This is a genomic window from Afipia felis ATCC 53690, assembly GCF_000314735.2.
Taxonomy (GTDB): Bacteria; Pseudomonadota; Alphaproteobacteria; order Rhizobiales; family Xanthobacteraceae; genus Afipia; species Afipia felis.
Genome location: NZ_KB375270.1, coordinates 46,688 through 69,028, shown reverse-complemented (window position 1 = coordinate 69,028; position 22,341 = coordinate 46,688). Strand labels below are relative to the sequence as shown.

The following is a 22,341-nucleotide window of genomic DNA, read 5'->3' as shown; positions in this document are numbered from 1 at the left end:
CCGCATGCCCGCACCATCCTACAACCGGTCAAACGGAATTTCGCGCATGATGCCCGGCACGCCCTACTTCTCCCCCCGCCTGATCCTGACCGGCGCAGCGATGTTCGGCATGCTGCTTGCGCTCGGCGTGCACATTCTCGGCCAGCGCTTCGGCCTCGATCTCGGGGATTTGTGGGGCACGTCCAACAACAGCATCATCCCCGCAACCGCCGCCATCGCATGGTGGCTGATCGCGGCGGTTGCCTTTGTCGGCGGATACATCACCGCATCGCTGCTCTACAGCGCTGTGTCGGGCCATCTGCCACGCCGGCTGCAGCATGCGCTGATCGCGGGCGGGCTGCTGCTTCTGATCGCGGCGGGCCAAGCCGCCTCGGGTCCGAGCGCGGTGCCGACGCTGCACGGTTTCTATAACGGAATCGTCGCACTAATACTCGGCGCCGCGATGGCATTCGCGGGCGCGCATTTCGCTCTGGCGCGACATTAAAAAGCGCTACACAGATATCTGCGCGGCGCTTCTTCCCGATTCTAGCTTGCCGCCTTCAGATTGATCTTGGACTCGGCGAGCGCGGTGAGCTTCCTGTCCACTGCGTGCTCCTCATCCAGTGTCTTCTGTAGCACAGCGGCGCAATCGTTCCGGCCAAGCTGCTTCGCCCATGCGACCAGCGTGCCGTAACGGGTCATCTCGTAATGTTCGGCCGCCTGTGCCGCGTTGATGAGCGCGGCATCGAGCGCCTCCTTGTCGGCCACCTCGCCGGACACCTCGTCGGCCTCCTCGATGATGCCGTCGATCGCCGGACAGTTCACCGCCTTGGCCTCGACGCCATGCATCTTGAACACCTGTTCCAGCCGCGTCACGTGCCCCTTGGTTTCTTCCAGGTGCGACAGGAAGCCCTGCTTGAGCTGCGGGTTGGTCGCCTTGTCGGCCAGCTTCGGAATGGCTTTCACAAGCTGTTTCTCGGCGTAATAAATGTCTTCGAGCTGATGCACGAACAGATCGTTGAGCGTCTTGATATCCTTGCTGAACAGGCCCATCGGCGGCTCCCTTGGGTTGGCATGCGAGACGGCGGCTGGACGCCGCCGTCCGGATTGTGGAATGTCCGCTCAACGAGGGCCGGCAGCGCAGGTTTCTCAAAAACCAGCTTTTTTATGCGGACACGCCAAATCGCCGTTTGGGCGCAATTGAGCCGCTTTTGTCATCGATATGACGTAGAGAGTAATGAACCCGCCCGTCGCCCTCTTGCGTCATGTTGTCCGTTAAGGCTTGCCATGCAAAGCCAAATTGGCCTGTTTTTCCGGCTCGCGATTTGCCATATGAGTATCCGGCTAGGCCGTTTGCGTTCGTATCCCTCAATCGGCTCATGACGGTCGCCGGAGGATGAATGCAGGGTTTGCTTAGCGCGTCGCGGAGCGTGTTCGACAGATGGATCGGGTGGAAACGGCTCGGCATTCTCGCCAGCCTGACCATTGTCACCATCGCGGTGCTCCATCTCGTCAAGACGCTGAAGGGTATCGACACCTCGGCTGTGCTGGCGGCGCTTGAAGACAAGTCGCTCGGCAACATCGCGCTCGCGGCGCTGTGCGTCGTCTGCGCGTTCTGCACGCTGACGTTCTACGATCTGTTCGCGCTCCGCACCCTCGGCAAATTCCATGTGCCCTATCGCATCGCGGCGCTGTCGAGTTTCACGAGCTACACAATCGGCCACAATATCGGCGCCACGGTCTTTACCGGTGGCGCGATCCGTTTCCGCATCTATTCGGACTGGAATCTATCCGCCATCGATGTCGCCAAGATATGCTTCATCTCCGGCCTGACCTTCTGGCTCGGCAACGCCTTCGTGCTCGGCATCGGGCTGATCTGGCACCCCGCCGCCGCGGAATCTATCGTATTGCTGCCGCAAATCATCAATCAGTTGATCGGCCTCGGCCTGATCGCGGGTATCGTCGCCTACCTGTGCTGGATCGCGGTCGGCCGCAATCGCCGCGAACTCGGCAGGGACGGCTGGAAGGTGGTGCTGCCCTCCGCGCCCCTGACACTGGTACAAATCCTGATCGGTGTCATCGATCTCGGTTTCTGCGCGCTTGCCATGTACCTGCTGCTGCCGAACGATCCGCCGATCGACTTTATGTCGATGGCTGTCGTTTTCATCCTCTCGACCCTGCTCGGCTTCGCGAGCCATGCCCCGGGCAGCCTCGGCGTGTTCGATGCCGCCATGCTCGTCGGGCTGAACCAGTTCGGCCACGAACAACTGCTGGCCTCGCTGCTTATTTTCCGCATGCTTTATTTCTTCATCCCGTTCGCGATCGCCATCTCGATCATGGGAATGCGCGAATTGTGGCTCAGCGTCATCCTGCCCTGGCAGCATAAGCGCAAGGCCTGCATGAGCCCGGCACGGGCGGCCGCGCCGCCGTCCTCGCAGAACCGAAACGGCTGACAGGCATTGTACTCCTTGCAGCCGGACGCTCCCGACAATGCGCTGTGAAACGAGGCCATGATCCGCAAGACCACCGCCCTTCTCGCCCTCGCTTTCGCCCTCCTGTCGTGGGCTGACGGCGCGCGCGCGCAGGACACTGCACAGCCCCCATCGGCAGGCGGCATCCAAATTTCGTGGGAAGTGCGCAACCGCTTCCGGCTGTTTCGCGAGGAACGCGACTTCCAGCTTCAGGTCGAGGCCATGGCCTCCGGTCGTACCGTGCTCGCCGCTGAGGATGCGCTGGAAATCCAGAGCGACGGACGCGGCTGGGCGCGTAATACGGTCGGCAGGCTGTGCATCGATCCGGCGGGGCATGTCAGCAATCCGTGCACGCGCGATGGCGTGAAAGAAGATTATCTCGCGCCAGTAGATCATGCGGTGACGGTCCGCTTGACCGGCGCCGTACCGGTCGGCTCGGTCTGCGCATGGTCGTTCAACGACAATGAAGGCCCACCGATCCAGACCACGCTCGACTGCTCCGAGCCGATCAATTTCCGCGTCCGCAATGGCAAGACCACAATCGCAAGCGTCGATGTCTCGAGCGGCGGCAGCGATACGCCGCTGCACGATTCTACGCAGATCACGGTGCGCGATATCCTGATCGCGGGACTCGGTGATTCCATCGCCTCGGGCGAAGGCAATCCGGACCGGCCGGTGGCGCTCGCCGACGACGGGTTCTGCTTCCGCTCCTATCTCGAAGGTTCGACCGGGCAATATTATCGGCCAAGCCGCAAAGGTTACAAAGGCGCACGCGCCTGCGAGAGCGCAGCAGGTTCGAATGAACTCTTCGCGTGGCAGAAATTCGGCGCGCAATGGTTCAACGCCGCCTGCCACCGCTCGCTCTACAGCTACCAGACCCGCGCCGCGCTCGCGCTCGCCATACAATATACCCACATCGCGGTGACCTACCTGCCACTCGCCTGTTCCGGCGCGACGGTCGACGAGGGGTTGCTCGGCTCGCTCCGCGCGCGCGAATGCCTCATCACCAAGACCTCGATGAATTGCGCGGGTACCGTCGGTTCGCAGGTCGCCGAGTTGAAAGAAGCGCTTGCCGCCGCGCAGCGCCGCCAGCCCGAGCGGCAGCTCGATCTGATCCTTCTGTCGATTGGCGCCAACGACATTAACTTCTCCGGCCTCGTTGCCGACGTAATCGTCGACAGTACAACCGAGCGCACCCTGTTCCAGCGCAGCGGCATGATCGGCAGCGTCGAGGATTCACGCAGCACGCTGACACGCACGCTACCGCAGAATTTCCAGCGGCTGCGCGCCGCGCTGAAACCGCTTCTCGGCGGCGACCTGTCGCGCGTGGTGTTCACATCCTACGCCAATCCGACGCTGTTCAACGGCGCGCCCTGCCCCGGCGGCCTCGCGGGCTTCGATATCCACCCTGCATTCAATGCCGCGCCCGAACGGCTCGCCAAGACATCGCAATTCGTCGACAGCGAATTCCTGCCGCAGCTCAAGAATATCGTGCTGTGCGCCGGCGGCACGATCTGCAGCAGCCCACGCGACGCGATGACGTTCGTCGATCAGCATCAGGTGGCGTTCCAGAACCACGGTTTCTGCGCCCGCGCCGCCACCGATCCCGCATTCGACCAGCAATGCTTCCGCGCCGACGGCAAGAGCTTCACCACCGACATCGTCGCGGGAGCCTCCAATCCGCTGACTTGCGGTCAGGGAGCAAGCCGCTTCCGCGCCTATCTGCCGCGCGCGCGCTGGATCAGGGATGCGGACGACAGTTACTTCACCGCGATGACCTATCCGCTCGCCACGCGGACATCGAGCCAGCCGACGGACATTCACGACGCCACATGGGGCGTGCTGTCAGCAGTTTATGGTGGTGCGATCCACCCGACCGCCGAAGGCCATGCCGCAATGGCGGACGCTGCGTGGCCAGCCGCAGCCGCGATCCTCGGCCTGCCGCCGGTGGAAGCCGACGTCACGCGCGAACCGATCGATCCGGTTCAGTTGAAACAGTAGATGTGACTGGATGAAGTCGCGCGGCAACGCGGCCGCGCGACTTTGTGCGTCAGTTGACGCCGAGCTTCTTCTGCAGGCTCGATGACGATGTGGTGTACTGGAACACGACACGCTTGTCCGGGAACACGTAGCGGCTTGCCTTCTGCGCCATCAGCGCGCCCTCGTGGAAACCGGAAAGGATGAGCTTCAGCTTGCCCGGGTAGGTGTTGATGTCGCCGATGGCGAAGATGCCAGGCACGTTGGTTTCGAACGCTTCGGTGTCGACCGGCACGAGATTGTTCTCGAGCTTCACACCCCACTCCGCGACCGGGCCGAGCTTCATGGTGAGACCGAAGAAGGGCAGGATCGTATCGCAGGAGATCGTCGACATGGAATTATCGGCGCCCTTGATCTGAACACCCTTCAGCACACCGTGCTCGCCTTCGAGCGCCGTGACCTGACCGATCTTCAGATCCATTTTTCCTTCCGCCACCAGCTTGCGCATCTGCTCGACACTATGCGGCGCTGCACGGAAATCATCGCGGCGATGCAGGAGCGTGACACGCTTGGCAAGCGGATGAAGGTTGAGCGTCCAGTCGAGCGCGGAATCGCCGCCGCCGACGATCAGAAGCTCCTTGTCCCGGAACTGCTCCATCTTGCGCACGGCGTAGAACACCGAGGTGCCTTCATAGGCTTCGATGCCCGGCACCGGCGGCCGCTTCGGCTGGAACGAGCCGCCGCCCGCGGCGATCACAACAACCTTGGCTTCGAACACCCTGTCTGCGTCGGTGGTGACGCGAAACAGCGGGTCGCCGATCTTCTCGACGCTCAGGATCATCTCGCCGAGATGGAAGGTCGGATTGAACGGCTTGATCTGCTCCATCAGCGCTTCAGTGAGGCCCTGACCCGTCACCATCGGAATGCCGGGAATGTCGTAGATCGGCTTTTCCGGATAGAGCTCGGCGCACTGGCCTCCGATCTTGTCGAGGATGTCGACGACATGAGTCTTCATGTCGAGAAGACCGAGTTCGAAAACCGCAAACAGTCCGCAGGGGCCTGCGCCGATGATCAACACATCGGTCTTGATCGCTTCGCTCATGATGGTTTTTTCGTCACTGTCAAAATGCATTGGGCGCGGCAGGGCCGAAAAGGCGGCCGCAGTCGGCGTCTGTCTAGCCAAGGATCGCCGCTGGGGAAAGAGCTAAAATACCAGCCCCGCCCCTGTCGCTAACAGATTGCAAAAATAGAAGAATTCTAAATGAACCGGCGGCTGATCAGGCCTGCCGCTCGGGCGTCCGCAGCACAAGACCGTCCAGTTCCTCGGTCATCTTGATCTGGCAGGAGAGGCGCGAATTGGGGCGCACGTCGTAGCCGAAATCGAGCATATCCTCTTCCATCGGCGAAGGTGGTCCGACCTTTTCCTGCCAGGCTTCGTCGACATAGACGTGGCAGGTGGCGCAGGCACACGCGCCTCCGCATTCGGCATCGATGCCGGGAATGGCGTTGCGGATGGCGGCTTCCATCGCCGTCGCGCCGGCATCGACGTCAACGGTACGGGTGGTGCCGGCGTGATCGATGAAGTTGATTTTGACCATGGATCTCTTGAATACGGCGAGGAGTTTGCAGCAGTCTATAGCCGCTCCAACAGCGTCATACCAGCGTCAAGCCGCGTATTATCTGGATTAATTGCCGCGCGCGAGATGCGTATCGATCGCCTCGAAAGCTTCGCGCGCACATCCTTGCAACTGCCGGAACGCGGCGCCGAAGCCGCTGCGCTCGTGCAGTCCGATTTCCAGCGCGTAAGCAGCCTCGCCGACCTCGAACGCGCCAACCGCGCGCGCAGAGCCTTTCAGCGTATGCGCAAGCTCGGCGGAATTTTCAGGATGCGAAGCAAGTTGCGCCAGCAGATCGCGGGTCTGCGTCTTGAACATCTCCAGCACTTCGCGCTCGAGATGCACATCGCCGAGCGTCATGCTCCGCAGATAGGACAAGTCCAGCGGCGTTGGCATCGGGACCAGCGGCGGCGAAGGCATCCATGGAACCTGTTCGATTGAAAACTGCATCGCACCCTGCCCGCAAGACGGCTGGACCGCCAGCGAACACGAATTCGGTTAACGCAATCTTTCAAAATCGGCCCCGCTATCCCCAACACGATTTCGCCACAATTTCAGGGAGCCCCTAAAACAGCGGTTTTGGTAGGGGTGCCCGGGCCCGTGTTAACGATGATTAAAATGTTCTTAACGCGAACCATTTCATTCGACCTAATCAGCCAATAGGATGTTGGCGGAAATGGGGGACAAGCCACTATCCGCAGCAGTCATGGCCTGCGGGATGTGGCAAGGACGGGACGGCGCGGCAGACAAGACCGCAGCACCCTCCTTAAGTGCGTGAAAAAACAAGGGCGTACCTGTAAATGGCGAAGAATCCGAAGGTCAAAGACCCAACTGAAGTCGCGCTCTCGGCGATTCAGGAAGCCTTGAACATCTCCGATCCCTCGCAAGCGGCCGACGACCAGTTGTCCCTGCCCAACGAGCCGCTTCGTGCGCCCGAAGGCGATTTCGGCGATTCCCGCTTCGGCCGCCAGGCCGCTAATGACGACCGCGAAGCCATCGGCGCGGTCCTGCAATCGCTTCAGCGCGGCCGCCCCCGCCGCAGCGCCTACACGTTCGCCGCCATCTTCTCAGCACTGTGGATCGCCGCCGCAGGCTTTCTGATCGTCTCCTTCCTGCCTTCGCTCGAAGCCATGGTCGGCTCAAACGGTGGCGCGCTGGCCCTCGTCGGCCTCGCCTGCGTGTTCGTGACACCGTTGGTACTGTTCTATTTCATCGCGAGCGTCTCCTGGCGCAGCCAGGAACTGAGCATGATCGCCCAGTCGATGGCGCAGATGGCCGTACGTTTCTCCGAGCCCGAACACGTCGCTAGTGATGCCATGGTCACCGTTGGTCAGGCCATCCGCCGCGAAGTCGCGGCTATGGGCGACGGCGTCGAGCGCGCAATCGCGCGCGCGGGCGAACTCGAAGCCCTTGTCACCAACGAAGTCTCCGCGCTGGAGCGCGCCTACAGCGACAACGAAGTCCGCATCCGCGCCCTGCTCGACGATATCTCGGTCCAGCGCGACGCGCTCGTCGGCCAGGCTGAACAGGTTCGCAATGCCATTTCCGGCGTGCAGATCGATCTGCGTCAAGACATTGCCATCATCAGCGATGCCATTGCCTCGCGCGTGGACGAGGTGACAAACAACATCACCCACATGCTGGAAGAGCGTAGCGATCACATCACCGGTGCGTTCGCCGCTGCCGGCGACAACATGATCATCGCGCTCGGCGAGCGCGGCGGCGACCTGCTCGACCGCCTTGAGGAAGCCAGCAACCAGACCGCCAATGCGGTCCTGGAGGCGAGCGAACAGCTCACTGCAAACCTCAACTTCAAGACCAACCATATCCACGACGAGTTCGCCGAACTCGCCGACAACATTCACGAACTGCTCAACGACCGCGTCGAACGTATCACCGGAGAATTCGATCAGCGCGCCAATGCGATCGTCGATGGCATCACGCTGCGCACCGAGCAGGTTCACGACACGCTCAAGAATTCCGGCGACTCGCTGTTGAACGAGATGGAGCTGCGCTCAATCGATCTCGCCGCGAAGGTGGACGAAGCAGGCAGCCGCCTTGCCGACCGCATCCTCACGACAGGCGAGTCAGTCAGCGAAGGACTCGATGTCACCGTCAATACACTGGTGGCGAAGGTCGCAAGCCAGACCGAAAGCGCGCACGAAACCCTTGCCTCCCGCATCGCTTCGTTCGAAACGCTGATGCGCGAACAGGGCGGCGAACTCGCCGAGAAATTTGCCCGCGACAGCGGCACGCTTGGCGCGCTGATCACCCGCCACGTCGCCGAATTCGACCGCACGGTGAAGACCTATGGCGGCGAGATCGTCGAACGCATGGGCCAGCACACCGAAAACATCTCCGACAGCCTGAAGACTTATGTCGACAGCTTCGATACGCGCGTCACCACGCACGGCGCGCAGATTCGCGACAGCCTCGACGAACGGCTCGGTGCCTTCCAGAGCGCCCTCGACTCCCGCGTCACCACGCTCGAAGTGTCGCTCGACACCACGATCAAGGCATTCGACAACACCATCGACCATCGCCTCTCCGCGCTCGAACATTCGTTCGACAAGCGCGCTGAGGTCGTCACCCAGACCATCGATGCGCAGAGCACCGCTCTCGCCGACACCCTCTCCACCCGCTTCGGCGAGATGCAGAAGGGCATCGAAGCCCATGCCGGCTCGGTTGCCTCCGACATCGAGGCCCGCGTCGTGCGCTTCGAGAACCTGCTCGACATCCGCGTGGAGTCCGCCGCCAGCCGTGTCGAGGCGAGCGGCCAGAAGGCCAGCGAAACCCTGCTGGCGCGCACCGACGAAATCACGCAGAGCATCAAATCGCGCGTCGAGGATTCGGAGCGCTCGCTGACCAATCTCGTTGTGGAAACCAGCGAGGCCATTCAGGCCGGCGCCCGCAACGCACAGCAGTCGCTGCTGGCTCTGTCTGGCGAAGTCGGCTCGCAGTTGCGCACCACCACGACCGAGGTGGAACGCACCATCCAGACGAGCGCACGCGACGCGGAAGGCACTCTCCTTCTCGCCTCGAACAATGCCAGCGCCCAGATCAAGTCGGCATCCGCCGAGATCGAGCGCACCATCTCCGCCGGTACCGAAACCTTCGGCCTGTCGCTCAACACCAAGGTCGAGGAAATCACCGGCGGCGTTCGCGATCACGCCGAACGCATCTCGCTCCTGCTGGACGACAAGCGCGGACCGCTCACCGAAGCGATCGCCGCCAAGACCGAAGAGTTCGCCTTGGTTCTCGGCGACAAGAGCGGTCAGCTTGCGGCGACCCTCGGCCACAAGACCGAGCAGCTTGCAGCCATCCTGGGCGACAAGACCGAACAACTCGCTGCAACCCTCAACGAGAGGAGCGGCCAGCTCGCCACAACCCTCAACGACAAGAGCGACCAACTCGCAACAGCCCTCGGCGGCACAACCGAGCAGCTTGCGGCGGTCCTTGGCGGCACGACCGAACAGCTTGCTGCGGTTCTCGGCGGCAAGACCGAACAGCTTGCGGCGATCCTGGGCGACAAGAGCAACCAGCTCACGGCGACCCTCAACGACCGGAGCGGACAGCTCAGCCTGATGATCGACGGCAAGAGCGCGCAACTCGTCGAGGCGCTCAGCACCAAGACGCACGAGCTCGCTCACACAATCAGTGGTGCGACCACCAGCGCGCTCAAGTCGATCGAGTCTCAGAGCGGCGACTTCACTATGCAGCTGATGAGCCAGAGCTCGGACATCTCGCGGCAGATCGCCGCCGCGAGCGAGTTGGCCACCGGCTCCGTCGGCAAGGCGCTGAAGGATGTCGAGACCAGCACGCGCGCCGCGATCGACCAGTCGCGTCAGGTCGCGGCCGCGGCCGTCACCGAGATGCAGGAGACCAGCAAGATCCTGCGCACGGATACGGTCGCACTGTTCGAGCGGCTGCGTGAAGGCAACATCCTGCTGCAGGAGGTGCTCACCGGCGCCCACGAAAACCTCAACTCGCTGGAGCGGGCATTGGTCACGCGCGTGGCCGATTTCGTCACCGCGCTCAACGACGTCACCAGCCGCAACAGCGCCTCGACGACCGCGCTGGAAGACCAACTGCGTACGTTCAACGAGTCCACCTCCGGTGCACTGGAAGGCCTCAGCAGTCTCTCGAGCCAGTTCGAAAGTCATGGCCGCCTGCTCTCCGAGGCCGTCAGCACGGTCGAGGCCAGCAACGAACGCACCTCGCAGACCGTTGCCGAACGCCAGAGCCTGCTGGAGCAGCTCTCCACCACGATCGACACCCGCACCCTTGATCTCGACGAACGCCTCAACCGCTTCGTCAGCCTCCTCGAGGAATCGCTCAACGCCGCCGAGTTGCGCGCGCGCGATATCGCCCGCGTCGTTGCCGAGAGCGCCGGAGCAAGCTCCTCCGCGGTCGGCCGCCAGTTCGAGGCAGTCCGCATGGCTGTCGAGGACGAGCGTCGCCAGACGCTGGAAGCAATGGGCGACATCTACGATCGCGGGACCCAGGATGCCGCCGCGATGTTCGCGGAGGCGAACGACAAGTTCGGCAACATCGTTCAGTCGATGAAGCAGATGGCGGCCGAACTGCATCAGGAACTCGACAGTACCCGCGCCGAACTGCGCCGCGGCGTTCTCGAACTGCCGCAGGAGGCATCCGAGAGCACCGCGCAGATGCGCAAGGTCATCGTCGATCAGATCGAAGCGCTGGCCGAACTCAATCGCATCGTCGCCCGTCACGGCCGCGGCCTCGACGTCGCCGCGACGCGTCAGCGCGAGGAAGAACCTGCGGTGGCTGCGGCGAGCAACCGGGCTGCTGCACCGGCTCCGCGCGGCCGCGACTATGGCAGCGCCTCGAATCTGCCACCGCCCGACCTCGGCGCGTCGAACGCACGCCGCACCGAAGCGCCGTCCGTCAGCCCCGCCGGCTCTGATCAGGCGCGTGACGGCTGGCTGTCAGACCTGCTCAACCGCACCGATGCCACCGTCAACGAGCGTGGCCGTGCGCCTCAGCAGGCGGCACGTGCGCCGAGCGGCAATCCGCTGGATGCCCTCTCGCTCGATATCTCGCGTCTGGTGGACCGCGATCTCGCCGCCGAGATGTGGGACCGCTACCAGCGCGGCGAGCGCAAGGCCTTCAACAAGCGCCTCTACACGCCGTCAGGTCAGAAGGCGTTCGACGAGGTTGCCCGCAAGTATCGCGCAGACCGCGCCTTCAAGCAGACTGTGGACCGTTACATCAACGAGTTCGAACGGCTGCTGGACGAGGTGTCGCGTGACGAGCGCGGCCCGGCCGTGCTGCGCGGCCATCTGACCTCAGAGACGGGGCTGGTTTACACGCTGCTCGCCCACGCTGCAGGCCGCCTCGGCTGACAGCGAACAACGAACACATGAAACAAAAAAGCGGAAGCCAAGGCTTCCGCTTTTTTTATGTCTTTAAACGCCGACCTCGATCGGCACGTTGGCAAGCCCGAGCAGCGCCGGCGACTCTTCCAGAATGAGCCGTGTCGGAACGGTTTGCAGCCAATCGCGGAAGCGGCCCTTGCTCTCGAACCGCGTGCGAAAGCCGGAGGCTGCGAAAGCCTCCTTGAAACGCAGCAAGATGCCGCCTGCGATATAGATGCCGCCGCTTGCACCGAGCGTCAGGGCAAGATCCCCCGCCACCGTGCCGAGCATCTCACAAAAATGCGCGAACGCCTTTACGCAAAGCGGATCGGTGCCGCGAATAGCATGATCGGTCACATCGGCCGGCGTGAACGGTGCGGCCGCCACGCCATCGATCTCACACAGCGCGTGATAGAGATTGACGAGACCCACGCCCGAAAGCGCGCGCTCGGCAGAGGCATGCCCGAATCGCTTACGAAGAATGACAAGGATGCGGTCTTCGATCTCGCTGGATGGCGGAAGGCTAACATGACCGCCCTCGCCCGGAATAAGCGTCCAGCCGTCACCGTTCGGCACCAGCGCGCCGACGCCCAGTCCCGTGCCGGGACCGACCACGCCGATCGGCCCTTTCACGCCTGAGATATCCGGGCCGATCGGAAAGCAATCCGCTTGCGGCAAATAGGGAATGGAGGATGCGGCTGCGGCAAAATCGTTCAGCACACGAAACGCCTTCAGGCCAAGGCGATGCTTCATGTCATCCGCCGAGAACGACCAGGCGAGATTGGTCATCTTCACATGATCGCCGCGCACGGGGCCCGCGACATCGATCACCGCGACCGACGGCAGCAGTCCCGACGGCAGCACGGCGAGATAATCCTTCAGCGCCTCAATCAGCGAATCGTATTTTGCGACGTCGACACGTTGCAGATGGCTGTAAGCCCCGCGCTGCGCCAGCGCAAAGCGGGCATGGGTACCGCCGATATCGCCGATGACCCGCAGGTCATCCAGTCCTGCGGGCGTCGTTACGTTCATCGGGCCGGACGGTGCCCCCGCGCCGGTGGAGCAGGAGCCTGTTGCGGGGGTGCAGCGCGATTGTCTGTATTGCTCGCGCCGAACAGCACGCGGGTCGGGTTGCGGTCAAAATTGTTCACGGCGCGGCTGATGTCGCCAAGCGTGCGGCGGCTATCTGTGATCAGCGCGCGCCCATCCGACGTCAGGACCGCTGTCCGCTTGTCGAGATTGTCGGCCAGTTCGCGGAACGACCGCGCGGCCTTCTGCAATTCACCTTCCTCGCCTTCCTTGCCGCCCATCAGCGATTCCACGCCGACCATGATGCTATCGATGCGATTCGAATTATCCGCCAAAGCCTTGGAGAAGGTCTTCAGGTTTTCCATGCTGTCATGCAGAGCGACCTGATTATCAGTGACGAGCTTGTTGACATTCTGCAGCGTCGCCCGCACAGCCTCGCCGATATCCATGATGGCGTTCGGATCGGCGGTGAGGGTCGGCACGCCGTCGTCGGCCACCGGAATGCCGCCCGCCTCCAGCGAGCCGCCTTTCAGCGACACCGCCGATACACCGGTGAGACCCGCGAACTCCAGTCCGACGAGGGTGTCCGCGCGGATCGGCGCGCTCTTGTCGACGGAGGCGATCACCACCACGCGCTTCGGATCGTCGAGCTTGATCGAGGTCACCTCGCCGATCTTGATGCCGTTGAAATTGACGTTGCCGCCAGTGCGCAGGCCCGAGGCCGCGCCTTCGAAAATGATGCGGATCGGCGTGCGCTGCGCGACCGCGCCGAGGTTCTGAAACCAGAACACGAAACCGAACGCCGCAGCGATCACCGCCAGCGTAAAGGTGCCGATCAGAAGGTAGTTCGCCCGCGTTTCCATCACTCAAACTCCGGTCTACGCAATAACGGTACGCGCACGCTTGCCATGGAAGTATTCCTGCAACCACGGATGCCGGGACGCCAGCATGTCGTTCATGGTGCCGACCAGCAGCACCTTCTTGTCGCCGAGCACGGCGATCCGGTTGCATGCGGTTTTCAAGCTATCGAGGTCGTGCGTTACCATGAAAACCGTCAGCCCCAAAGCACGCTGCAAGGTCATGACGAGTTCGTCGAAATCGCCGGCGCTGATCGGGTCGAGGCCCGAGGTCGGCTCGTCGAGAAACACGATCTCCGGGTCGAGCGCCAGCGCGCGGGCCAGCGCCACGCGCTTGATCATGCCGCCTGACAATTCGGACGGATAAAGGTCGGCGGTTTCAGGCCGCAGCCCGACCATGGTGAGCTTGGCGACGACAATCTCATCGAGCAGCCGCTCCGACACCTTCATGAACTCGCGGACCGGAAACTGGATGTTCTGCCGCACCGTCAACGAGGAAAACAGCGCGCCCTGCTGGAACAGCACGCCCCATCGACGTTCGACAGCACTGCGGGTCTTGTCGTCGGCCTCGTTCATGTTGATGCCGAACACCTCGATGGTACCCGAGCGTTTCGGCATCAGGCCGAGAATGGTGCGGGTCAGCACCGACTTGCCTGCGCCGGAGGGACCGACGAAGCCAAGGATCTCACCGCGCCTCACGTCGAGGCTGAGCTTGTCGAGGATCAGCCTGTTGCCGAATCCCACCGTGAGGTCGCGGACCCGGATGATCGCATCGTTCGGAGTGGCAACCATCGCTCAGACTCCGATCGAGGCGAAGAAGATGGCGAACAGGCCATCAACAACAATGACGAAGAAGATCGACTTCACCACAGATGCCGTGGTGTGCTTGCCGAGCGATTCCGCGCTGCCCTGCACCGCAGCACCTTCGACACAGGCGATGACGCCGATGATGAGCGCCATGAAAGGCGCTTTCACGAGGCCGACGGTGAAATGGTTGATCGAGATCGCCTCGCGCAATCGCGACAGGAACGCATCGGGCTGCACGCCACCATAGATCCATGCCGTGAGGCCACCGCCGTAAAGCGCAGCCATCGCGCCGAGGAAGGCCAGAATCGGCATCGCGATCACCAGCGCGAGAATGCGTGGCAGAATCAGCACTTCGGTCGGATTGAATCCCATGGTGCGCAAGGCATCGATTTCCTCGCGCATCCGCATCGAGCCGAGTTCGGCCGTGTAGGCGCTGCCCGAACGGCCCGCGACCATGATCGCCACCAGCAGCACACCGATCTCGCGCAGCACCAGCACACCGAGCATGTCGACCACAAACACGTCCGCGCCGAACTTGCGGAACTGGAAAATGCCCTGCTGAGCGATGATGCAGCCGATCAGAAAGGTGATCAGCACCACGATCGGCACCGCACGCCAGCAGACCTGCTCCAGTTGATGGACGGTCGAAGTCAGGCGGAAACGGGACGGATGCAGGATCACGCGCCAGAACGCATAGAGGATCGAGCCCGTCATATTGAGAAGACCGAGCAGCGTATCTCCGACCTCCGCGACGCTGCGGCCAATTGCCTCGACAGCGCGGATCGGACCGAACGACGGCTTTGCCGGCTCCGGCACGGCCTTCACGCGCTTCACTTCCTCGACGAGGCTTGCGTAATCCGCCGACAGGCCTGCGATCATCGGAGCGGTATCGCCGCGTGTCAGAGCGCGGCGCAACCGCTCGATCAGCCAGGCGCCGAACGTATCCAGTCGGGATATCTGCGAGACGTCGATGACGAGGCTTGCGCGTCCGCCGTCACGGGAACGCTCGGTGTGCTCCACAAGCTTCTCGAGAGCGGGCGCATGGTGCACGGTCCATTCCCCGGCCGCGCGCAACGCCACACCGGCGCCAAGCGGCGTCTGCTCGAGGGTTGGATTCCCGTTCACGAAAGGCTCCCGCATTTTTACGCCTACACAACGCGAGCGTTTGGTTCCCGGTCCGGCTTGTACGGAGAACCTGCTAAGAGCCATAATTGTGGCACATCGGCAAGCCCATCATCAACCAACCGTCACATTTCAATGACCTCTGTTCCCTTCCAGCTACAAGTTCGCATCGAGCGCTGGCCTATCGCAGGCCGTTTCTCCATCAGCCGCGGCAGCAAGACCGAGGCCGTCGTCGTCGTCGCCGAAATCTGTCGTGACGGACTGACGGGACGCGGCGAATGCGTGCCTTATCCGCGCTACGGCGAGACGCCGGAAGCGACGGTCAATGCGATACATTCGGTGGGCCACTGGACGAGTCTTACGCGCGACGTGCTGAATATGCGAATGCTGCCCGGTGCGGCACGCAATGCGCTCGACTGCGCACTGTGGGATTTAGAGGCCAAGGAAGCGAAGCAGCGCATCTGGGAGCTTGCAGGCCTTCCCGCACCGCGCCCTCTCACCACTGCCTATACGATCTCACTCGGCACGCCGGAGGAGATGGCGCAGGCGACGCACGCAGCAGCGCATCGTCCGCTGCTCAAGATCAAGCTCGGCGGTGAAGGCGACGAGACACGCATCGCCGCGGTGCGCCGCGCCGCGCCCGACGCGACCTTGATCGTCGATGCCAACGAGGCCTGGTCCAACGACAATCTGCAACGCAATCTCGACGCCTGCGCCAAGGCGGACGTGGCGCTTGTCGAGCAGCCGCTACCTGCGGGACAGGATGCCGCACTCGAACGGATCGCGCGACCGATCCCGGTCTGCGCCGACGAGAGCGCCCACGCGACTGCCTCGCTCAAGGAGCTTGAAGGACGCTACGACGCGGTCAACATCAAGCTCGACAAGACCGGCGGCCTGACCGAGGCCCTGGCGATGAGCCGCGAGGCCGAACGCCTCGGCTTGCGCGTCATGGTCGGTTGCATGGTCGCGACCTCGCTGGCGATGGCCCCTGCCCTGATCGTGGCGCAGCCGGCCTTCATCGTCGATCTCGACGGTCCGCTGCTGCTGGCGAAGGATCGCGAGCACGCCCTGCGCTATGATGGGTCGACCGTCCACCCGCCGGATGCAGCGCTCTGGGGCTAGCCTTCACGACACGAAAATAAGTCGGTCGATAACTCGGATCGGCCGATTGCCTGCCGCAATCAAATCGGATTCGATGGGACCGGTTCACGCTCCCGATTCGGGAGCCGTATTCCCGCGGGTGCAGTCACTTGCCAATCACTTGCGCGAACGAGTGAGAGTAACGCCCATGGCTGAGGAAGCCTTTGCATTATCGCCGATTTCGGCAAGCGCCGCGGTCCCGACCGACGCCGATTATCATGCCATCCGCGAAGCCTTCATGGAAACCGCCCGCGGGCGCTGGTTTCTGAACGAATACGCCAAGCGCAACCGCAACGCCGACACCGCGATGGTGCTGGAAGCCGTGGCACGGATCGAGCAGAACCTTGGTGCGGCGCATCAGGAAGCCGCCACCCCGCAACCTCCCGAAGGCCTCCCGGAAACTATGCAGGCTGCGCTGGAGAAGGCTCGCGCGGCAATCCGCCACGAATTCAGCGAAACCGGCTTCGACCCGGCACTGATGCCGTGGCGCAAGAGCGCCCGAATCATTCGCGAGATCGTGTGGGGCCTGCGGGAATCCGGCGCCGATCCCCGCATCTGCAATATTCTCGACGGACAAGTCCGCGCCATCGAGGCAGCTTGCGACGAATTCCCGCTGGCGGATATCCGCGACCGGATTCTGGCAGCGCTCGACGCGGCGGCATCGCAGGATCAGGAGGAAGTCGCTCCGGCCACAGCCGTGGAGGCGAGCGGCACCGAGCAAGCAAGCGCGACCTGTGCCGCCGCCGAAGTCGCAGCGGCCGTAGCGCCTGCGCCGGTGCAATCCATTGAGCCTCAACCCGAGCCGGTCGTCGCAGAAGCTGCGGAAACTCCTGTCATGGAGGCTCTTACGGTCGAGGCGCCCCCCGCGGAAACCGCCATCGCGGAAGCACCTGTTGTGGAAACCGCCGCCGTTGAAGTCGCAGAGACCGCCACTGTGGAAGTTGCGGTCGTTGAACCTGCCGTCGCGGAAACCGAAGCTGCTGCGGCAACTCCGGCTGATATACCTACGCCCATCACGACATCGCCCGAAGCCGTCGCGCTTGAAGCCGCGTTTCTTGCCGAGGACATCGCCGAGCCCGCGCCCATAGCAGCCGCTTCCGAGACGCCTCAGCCTGCCCCGACGCCCGCAGCGCCGCGTTCGATCATGACCGCCTCGGCTGCGCAGCCGGCGCCTCAGCCAATGGCCGAGCACATCGCTGACGAAGTTCCGGTCGAGGTCATGGCAATGGATCATCCTGACATCGAAGCGGCGCCCGAAGGCGCAGACCCAGTCACCGTCGCCAATGGCGGCAATTCCGAGGACGATCTCTGGGCCGACATCGCAGGCGAAATCGCGCCACTACCGCCACTAGATCCGGTTCACGAGGCCTCCCTCGGAGCAAGCCTGATCGCACAGGGTGTCGTGGCACGGCCGTCCAACGCCCGCCCTGACCTGCTCGCGCCGATCCGCCGCATGAGCCACGCCGAGCGGATCGCGTTTTTCAGCTAAACCGCGCCCTCGCGGATCGCATCGGCATACAGTCCGGCGTCGACATTGCCGCCGGACAGGACGATCACCACGGTCTTGCCGCCCGCCTCCATGCGCCCTGCCAAGAGCGCTGCAAGCGCAACGCTGCCGCCCGGCTCAACCACCAGCTTCAATTCGCGGAACGCCAACGCCATCGCCTGCGTCACTTCAGCGTCCGTGGCGACAACGCCTCCGGCCAGAAGTCTGCTATTGATCGTGAATGTCAGTTCGCCCGGCTCGGGCGCCATTAACGCGTCGCAGAAGGTGCGATTTTGCGCGTGATGCCGCTGCCGCTGACCGCTCGCGAGCGAACGCGCATGATCGTCGTAGCCGTCCGGCTCTGCCGTAAAGAGCTTCGCCTGCGGAAAGTGATGGTGAATCGCCAGGGCGATGCCTGCCATTAACCCGCCGCCAGACGCCGGCGCGGACACGATGTCGGGCGCAAGACCGAGCGTTTGCATATCCTCGGCGATCTCGAGGCCGACAGTACCCTGCCCCGTGATAATGTGCGGGTCATCAAATGGTGGCACCAGTGTCGCGCCGCTCTCTGCTGCGATCTTCTGTGCGATCTCCTCGCGACTCTCGCGGTCACGGTCATACAGCACCACACGCGCCCCGTAACTCTTGGTCCGCTCACGCTTGAACACAGGCGCATCCGCCGGCATCACGATGGTTGCGGGCAGGCCCAGTAACTGCGCTGCGGCGGCAACGCCCTGTGCGTGATTGCCGGAGGAGAACGCCACCACCCCCTTCGCTCGCTCACCCACCGGGATAAGCGACAGCCGGTTATAGGCGCCACGGAATTTGAACGAGCCGGTGCGCTGCAAAACTTCGGGCTTGATGAAAACGCGTGCGCCGGTCTGCGCGTCGAGCGCGGGCGAACTTAATAGTCGGGTTCTGACAGCAACCGGCGCAAGGGCGCGGGCGGCAGCCTCGATATCGGCGTAAACAGGCAGGGATAATTCGCTCATGACCCGTCTTATCGTGGCGGGCTACGGCCGATCAAGGCCAGCCTTCAGGCCGCCGTACGTGTGCTGTGGTTGTCCCTGCGCGCATGGACGATGTTGTCGATGAAAGCGCGCGCGCAGTTTTCCCAAGTGTGCTTTAGCGCGAATGCACGGCATTCCTCGCGGGAGATCGTCAACGAGCCCCGGCAGGCTGCGGCCAAGTCCTCGTCGAGCACTCCGACGGGCACACCGCCGATGACGTCCTTTGGGCCGCAGACAGGAAATGCCGCGACCGGCACGCCGCTCGCCAGCGCTTCCAGCAGCACGAGGCCGAACGTGTCGGTCCGGCTGGGAAAGACGAACACATCGGCTGCCGCATAGGCCTCCGCAAGCCGCTCGCCCTGCATGGCCCCAAGGAATACCGCGTCGGGGTATTTGCGCTCAAGCTCCGCGCGCGCAGGACCGTCGCCTACGACGATCTTGGTGCCGGGCAGGTCGAGCGCGAGAAACGCCTCGAGGTTTTTCTCAACGGCAATACGCCCGACCGACAGAAAGATCGGGCGCGGCAGACCGAGATCGAAATCCCGCGGGCGAAACAGGTTGGTGTCGACGCCCCGGGGCCACAGCGTGACGTTGCGAAAACCACGCGCGCCCAATTCCTCAGCCAGCGCCGGCGTCGCCGCCATCACCGCCTGACTAGCGGCATGGAAACGCCGCAACCCCGCCCATACCCACGATTCCGGGATCGGCGAGCGGGCCGAAATATATTCCGGAAAGCGAGTATGAAAACTCGTGGTGAAAGGCAGCCCGCGCTTCAAGCAATAGCGGCGCACCAAGAGGCCGATCGGGCCTTCGGTCGCGATATGGATATTGTCAGGGCGCGCGTCCGCGATCAGCTTCGCAATCCGGGCCGGACCGGGAACGGCAACCCGCAAATCCGGGTAGCTCGGCAAGGCCACTGTCGCGAAGGATTGCGGCGTGAGAAACGAGATATCGGTGCCGACATCCCGCGCAGCATCCGCCATCATCGTCAGGGTACGAACCACACCATTAATCTGTGGATGCCAGGCGTCGGTCGCGATCAGAATGCGCATCAGGCTGCCTGAGCTTTCACCGCGGGCACCGGCGCAACCTGCCGCAACGGCGCGGTCCAGGTGAGAATCTCGAAATGGCCGTCATGATGTTCGACCAGCGCGGTGCAGCTCTCGACCCAGTCGCCGCAATTCATGTAACGGATACCGTCGTGATCGCGGATCGTGGCGTAATGGATATGACCGCAGATCACGCCGTCCGCACCGTACCTGCGAGCTTCCGCCGCCAGCGTCTGCTCGAAAGCGCCGATGTAGTTCACCGCGTTTTTCACCTTCTGCTTCGCCCATTGCGACAGCGACCAGTAGGGCGAACCGAACATGCGGCGGAACATGTTCACGAAACGGTTGGCCTGGATCGCGAGGTCGTAGGCTTTGTCGCCGAGATGGGCGAGCCAGCGCGCGTTCTGCACCACGAGATCGAACAGATCGCCGTGGATGACCAGATATTTCTTTCCGTCCCGCCCTTCGTGAATCACCTGTTCGACGACTTCGATGCCGCCGAAATGCGTACCGTAATAAGAGCGCAGGAATTCGTCGTGGTTGCCGGGGATGTAGAAAATCTTCGCACCCTTGCGGACACGGCGAAGCATCTTCTGAACAAAATCGTTATGCGATTGCGGCCAGTGCCAACTCGATTTCAACGCCCAGCCGTCGATGATGTCGCCGACCAGATAGATCGTTTCGGCATCGTGCACGCGGAGGAAATCGAGAAGCCGCCCGGCCTGAGATCCCCTCGCCCCCAGATGCACATCCGAAATAAACAGAGTTCGGAAGGTTCGTTCCGGAGCGCCATCGGAGCTGAAGGCTTTTTCCATGGGCGTGCAGCTAGCAGATTTGTGTGACGGGTGAATGACGAAACCGGGCGACCATCAGGCTGCAACCGGGCCGGTCCGCTCGAAGCAGACCAGTGTGTAGAAAGCCGCAACCTTCCGCCGCTCGATCAGCGCGGCGCCGTCGTTCGACTGCGCCCAAGCGGCTAACCGCGCGAACGGAAATTCCGGCCGCAACCCTAGACCGCGCGTGCGTTTCGCCGCCCAGCGCTCGACCGCGGCCGCGACGCCTTTTTCCGAGTAGAGATGATTGACGAGAATGATACGGCCGCCCGGTTTCACCACGCGATGGCATTCGGACAGCACCTGCTCCGGGTTCGCCACCAGCGTGATAACGAACTGCGCCACAACGCAATCGAACATCGCATCGGGGAACGACATTTTGTGCGCATCCATCTGCAGCACGTCCTTGACGTGTGGATAGCGACCACTCGTCATTTTCGCCCGCGCCTTGGTCAGCATCGGCTCACTCATATCGATACCGGTGATTTCGGTCGAGGCATCGTAATCGTCAAACGAAAGACCAGTGCCGACGCCGACTTCGAGAATTTTGCCGCCGATAGCACAGGCTGCGGCAGCCGCCGCGCGGCGGCCCTTGACCATCACTGGTCCGCACACCGCATCATAAATCGGCGCCCAGCGGGCATAAGCCGTTTCTACGGTCGATTTGTCGAGGTCTGAGCTCATCGTCGCGATCCAGAAAGGCTCCGGGAATCGGAGCGTTGCGATGGATCGCAGGTAACAGCGTCATGCGACAGTTCGACGACAACGGCCGGGCCACACTCAATAGAAGGCGTGGAAATGATGGACCGGGCCGTGATCGTTGCTGAGCTGCAACCGGTCCGCATTGGCGATGGCGGCACTGACGTAATCCTTCGCCTGCTTCACCGCCGCTTCAAGCCCCTCACCCTTGGCAAGGCCCGCGGCAATGGCGGATGCCAGCGTGCAGCCGGTGCCATGCACGTTCCTCGTATTCATGCGCGGAGCGGCAAAGCGAACGACATCCTCCGCACTGATGAGATAATCGACACTCTCCGACCCGTCCCCATGCCCGCCCTTGATAAGAACCGACGGCACCCCGAATTCCAGAATGCGGCGGCCTTGGGCGACAATGTCATTTTCGGTGCACGCTACTTTTTCGTCGAGAAGCGCGGCGGCTTCCGGCAAGTTCGGCGTCACAAGCGTCGCGCGCGGCACCAGCAGGGTGCGGATGGCATCGACGGCACCATCGGCCAGCAGGCGGTCGCCGGACGTCGCGATCATCACCGGATCAAGCACGACGTTCTTTGCCTTCCAGTGCGACAGTCGCTCCGCGATCACCTCGATAATCGGTTGCGACGCAGTCATGCCGATCTTCACCGCACCGACGTTCAGATCGCTCATCACGGCGTCGATCTGTTTTTTGACGAAGTCGGCCGGCGTCTCGCTGATGCCCGAAACACCCCTGGTGTTCTGCGCCGTCAGCGCCGTGATGGCGGTGGTGCCATACACGCCGAGCGCGGAAAACGTCTTCAAATCCGCCTGGATACCCGCGCCTGCGATCGTGTCCGAACCCGCGATCGTCAGCGCCACCGGAAAAGCCATGGT

At 62.9% G+C, this 22,341-nt stretch carries 19 protein-coding genes; 6 read left to right on the top strand and 13 right to left on the bottom strand.

Features of this window, described 5'->3' with window-relative positions; all coding sequences use genetic code 11:
* Positions 1–49 precede the first annotated feature (49 nt).
* Positions 50–484, top strand: a complete 435-nt coding sequence (locus tag HMPREF9697_RS00305; RefSeq protein ID WP_040308050.1) for a hypothetical protein — start codon at positions 50–52, stop codon at positions 482–484.
* Between the two features lie 41 nt (positions 485–525).
* On the opposite strand, the gene HMPREF9697_RS00300 is transcribed toward HMPREF9697_RS00305, so the two are convergent.
* Positions 526–1,032, bottom strand: coding sequence for a YciE/YciF ferroxidase family protein (locus tag HMPREF9697_RS00300; RefSeq protein ID WP_002715137.1), 507 nt, complete (start codon positions 1,030–1,032; stop codon positions 526–528).
* A gap of 347 nt (positions 1,033–1,379) precedes the next feature.
* On the opposite strand from HMPREF9697_RS00300, the gene HMPREF9697_RS00295 reads away from it, so the two are divergent.
* A complete protein-coding gene (locus tag HMPREF9697_RS00295; RefSeq protein WP_002715136.1) occupies positions 1,380–2,432 on the top strand; it encodes a lysylphosphatidylglycerol synthase transmembrane domain-containing protein in 1,053 nt (350 codons plus the stop codon).
* A gap of 57 nt (positions 2,433–2,489) precedes the next feature.
* Positions 2,490–4,451, top strand: a complete 1,962-nt coding sequence (locus HMPREF9697_RS00290) for an SGNH/GDSL hydrolase family protein (RefSeq protein WP_002715135.1) — start codon at positions 2,490–2,492, stop codon at positions 4,449–4,451.
* Positions 4,452–4,500: 49 nt separating this feature from the next.
* Here HMPREF9697_RS00290 and HMPREF9697_RS00285 read toward each other — a convergent pair whose 3' ends face one another.
* From HMPREF9697_RS00285 to HMPREF9697_RS00275, 3 genes are all read right to left on the bottom strand, one after another.
* Complete coding sequence (locus HMPREF9697_RS00285) at positions 4,501–5,529, bottom strand: NAD(P)/FAD-dependent oxidoreductase (protein WP_040308049.1); 1,029 nt, start codon at positions 5,527–5,529, stop codon at positions 4,501–4,503.
* A gap of 175 nt (positions 5,530–5,704) precedes the next feature.
* Positions 5,705–6,025 (bottom strand): 2Fe-2S iron-sulfur cluster-binding protein, encoded by a 321-nt coding sequence (locus HMPREF9697_RS00280; RefSeq protein WP_002715133.1) that lies wholly within the window; start codon positions 6,023–6,025, stop codon positions 5,705–5,707.
* Between the two features lie 87 nt (positions 6,026–6,112).
* Positions 6,113–6,493, bottom strand: coding sequence for an Hpt domain-containing protein (locus tag HMPREF9697_RS00275; RefSeq protein ID WP_002715132.1), 381 nt, complete (start codon positions 6,491–6,493; stop codon positions 6,113–6,115).
* A gap of 350 nt (positions 6,494–6,843) precedes the next feature.
* Between HMPREF9697_RS00275 and HMPREF9697_RS00270 the strand changes: the two genes are divergently transcribed.
* Positions 6,844–11,412 carry an apolipoprotein A-IV repeat region-like domain-containing protein gene (locus HMPREF9697_RS00270; RefSeq protein WP_002715131.1) on the top strand — a complete coding sequence of 1,523 codons (4,569 nt, stop codon included), beginning with the start codon at positions 6,844–6,846 and terminating at the stop codon, positions 11,410–11,412.
* Between the two features lie 63 nt (positions 11,413–11,475).
* Here HMPREF9697_RS00270 and glk read toward each other — a convergent pair whose 3' ends face one another.
* From glk to HMPREF9697_RS00250, 4 genes are read right to left on the bottom strand one after another with little or no spacing between them, the layout of a single operon-like run.
* On the bottom strand, positions 11,476–12,456 hold the full coding sequence (gene glk / locus HMPREF9697_RS00265; RefSeq protein WP_002715130.1) for a glucokinase: 981 nt from the start codon (positions 12,454–12,456) through the stop codon (positions 11,476–11,478).
* A complete protein-coding gene (locus HMPREF9697_RS00260; protein ID WP_002715129.1) occupies positions 12,453–13,316 on the bottom strand; it encodes an MlaD family protein in 864 nt (287 codons plus the stop codon). The genes glk and HMPREF9697_RS00260 overlap by 4 nt, the downstream gene beginning before the upstream one ends.
* Before the next feature lie 15 nt (positions 13,317–13,331).
* Positions 13,332–14,102 (bottom strand): ABC transporter ATP-binding protein, encoded by a 771-nt coding sequence (locus tag HMPREF9697_RS00255; protein ID WP_002715128.1) that lies wholly within the window; start codon positions 14,100–14,102, stop codon positions 13,332–13,334.
* A gap of 3 nt (positions 14,103–14,105) precedes the next feature.
* The gene (locus HMPREF9697_RS00250; protein WP_172583889.1) at positions 14,106–15,242 is read right to left on the bottom strand and encodes an ABC transporter permease; all 1,137 of its coding nucleotides are present in this window, start codon (positions 15,240–15,242) and stop codon (positions 14,106–14,108) included.
* Between the two features lie 132 nt (positions 15,243–15,374).
* Here HMPREF9697_RS00250 and dgcA point away from each other — a divergent pair, with 132 nt between their 5' ends.
* Both dgcA and HMPREF9697_RS00240 read left to right on the top strand, forming a co-directional pair.
* Entirely contained in the window at positions 15,375–16,361 is a 987-nt protein-coding gene (gene dgcA / locus HMPREF9697_RS00245; RefSeq protein ID WP_002715126.1) for an N-acetyl-D-Glu racemase DgcA, read from the top strand.
* A gap of 166 nt (positions 16,362–16,527) precedes the next feature.
* Positions 16,528–17,868 (top strand): hypothetical protein, encoded by a 1,341-nt coding sequence (locus HMPREF9697_RS00240; protein ID WP_002715125.1) that lies wholly within the window; start codon positions 16,528–16,530, stop codon positions 17,866–17,868.
* Here HMPREF9697_RS00240 and HMPREF9697_RS00235 read toward each other — a convergent pair.
* From HMPREF9697_RS00235 to thiD, 5 genes are all read right to left on the bottom strand, one after another.
* Positions 17,865–18,857, bottom strand: a complete 993-nt coding sequence (locus tag HMPREF9697_RS00235; RefSeq protein WP_002715124.1) for a threonine ammonia-lyase — start codon at positions 18,855–18,857, stop codon at positions 17,865–17,867. The genes HMPREF9697_RS00240 and HMPREF9697_RS00235 overlap by 4 nt on opposite strands.
* 44 nt (positions 18,858–18,901) lie before the next feature.
* The gene (locus tag HMPREF9697_RS00230; RefSeq protein ID WP_002715123.1) at positions 18,902–19,927 is read right to left on the bottom strand and encodes a glycosyltransferase family 4 protein; all 1,026 of its coding nucleotides are present in this window, start codon (positions 19,925–19,927) and stop codon (positions 18,902–18,904) included.
* A complete protein-coding gene (locus HMPREF9697_RS00225; protein WP_002715122.1) occupies positions 19,927–20,739 on the bottom strand; it encodes a UDP-2,3-diacylglucosamine diphosphatase in 813 nt (270 codons plus the stop codon). The genes HMPREF9697_RS00230 and HMPREF9697_RS00225 overlap by 1 nt, the downstream gene beginning before the upstream one ends.
* Positions 20,740–20,793: 54 nt before the next feature.
* Entirely contained in the window at positions 20,794–21,441 is a 648-nt protein-coding gene (locus HMPREF9697_RS00220) for a class I SAM-dependent methyltransferase (protein WP_002715121.1), read from the bottom strand.
* Positions 21,442–21,537: 96 nt separating this feature from the next.
* A complete protein-coding gene (gene thiD / locus HMPREF9697_RS00215) occupies positions 21,538–22,338 on the bottom strand; it encodes a bifunctional hydroxymethylpyrimidine kinase/phosphomethylpyrimidine kinase (RefSeq protein WP_002715120.1) in 801 nt (266 codons plus the stop codon).
* Positions 22,339–22,341: the final 3 nt, after the last annotated feature.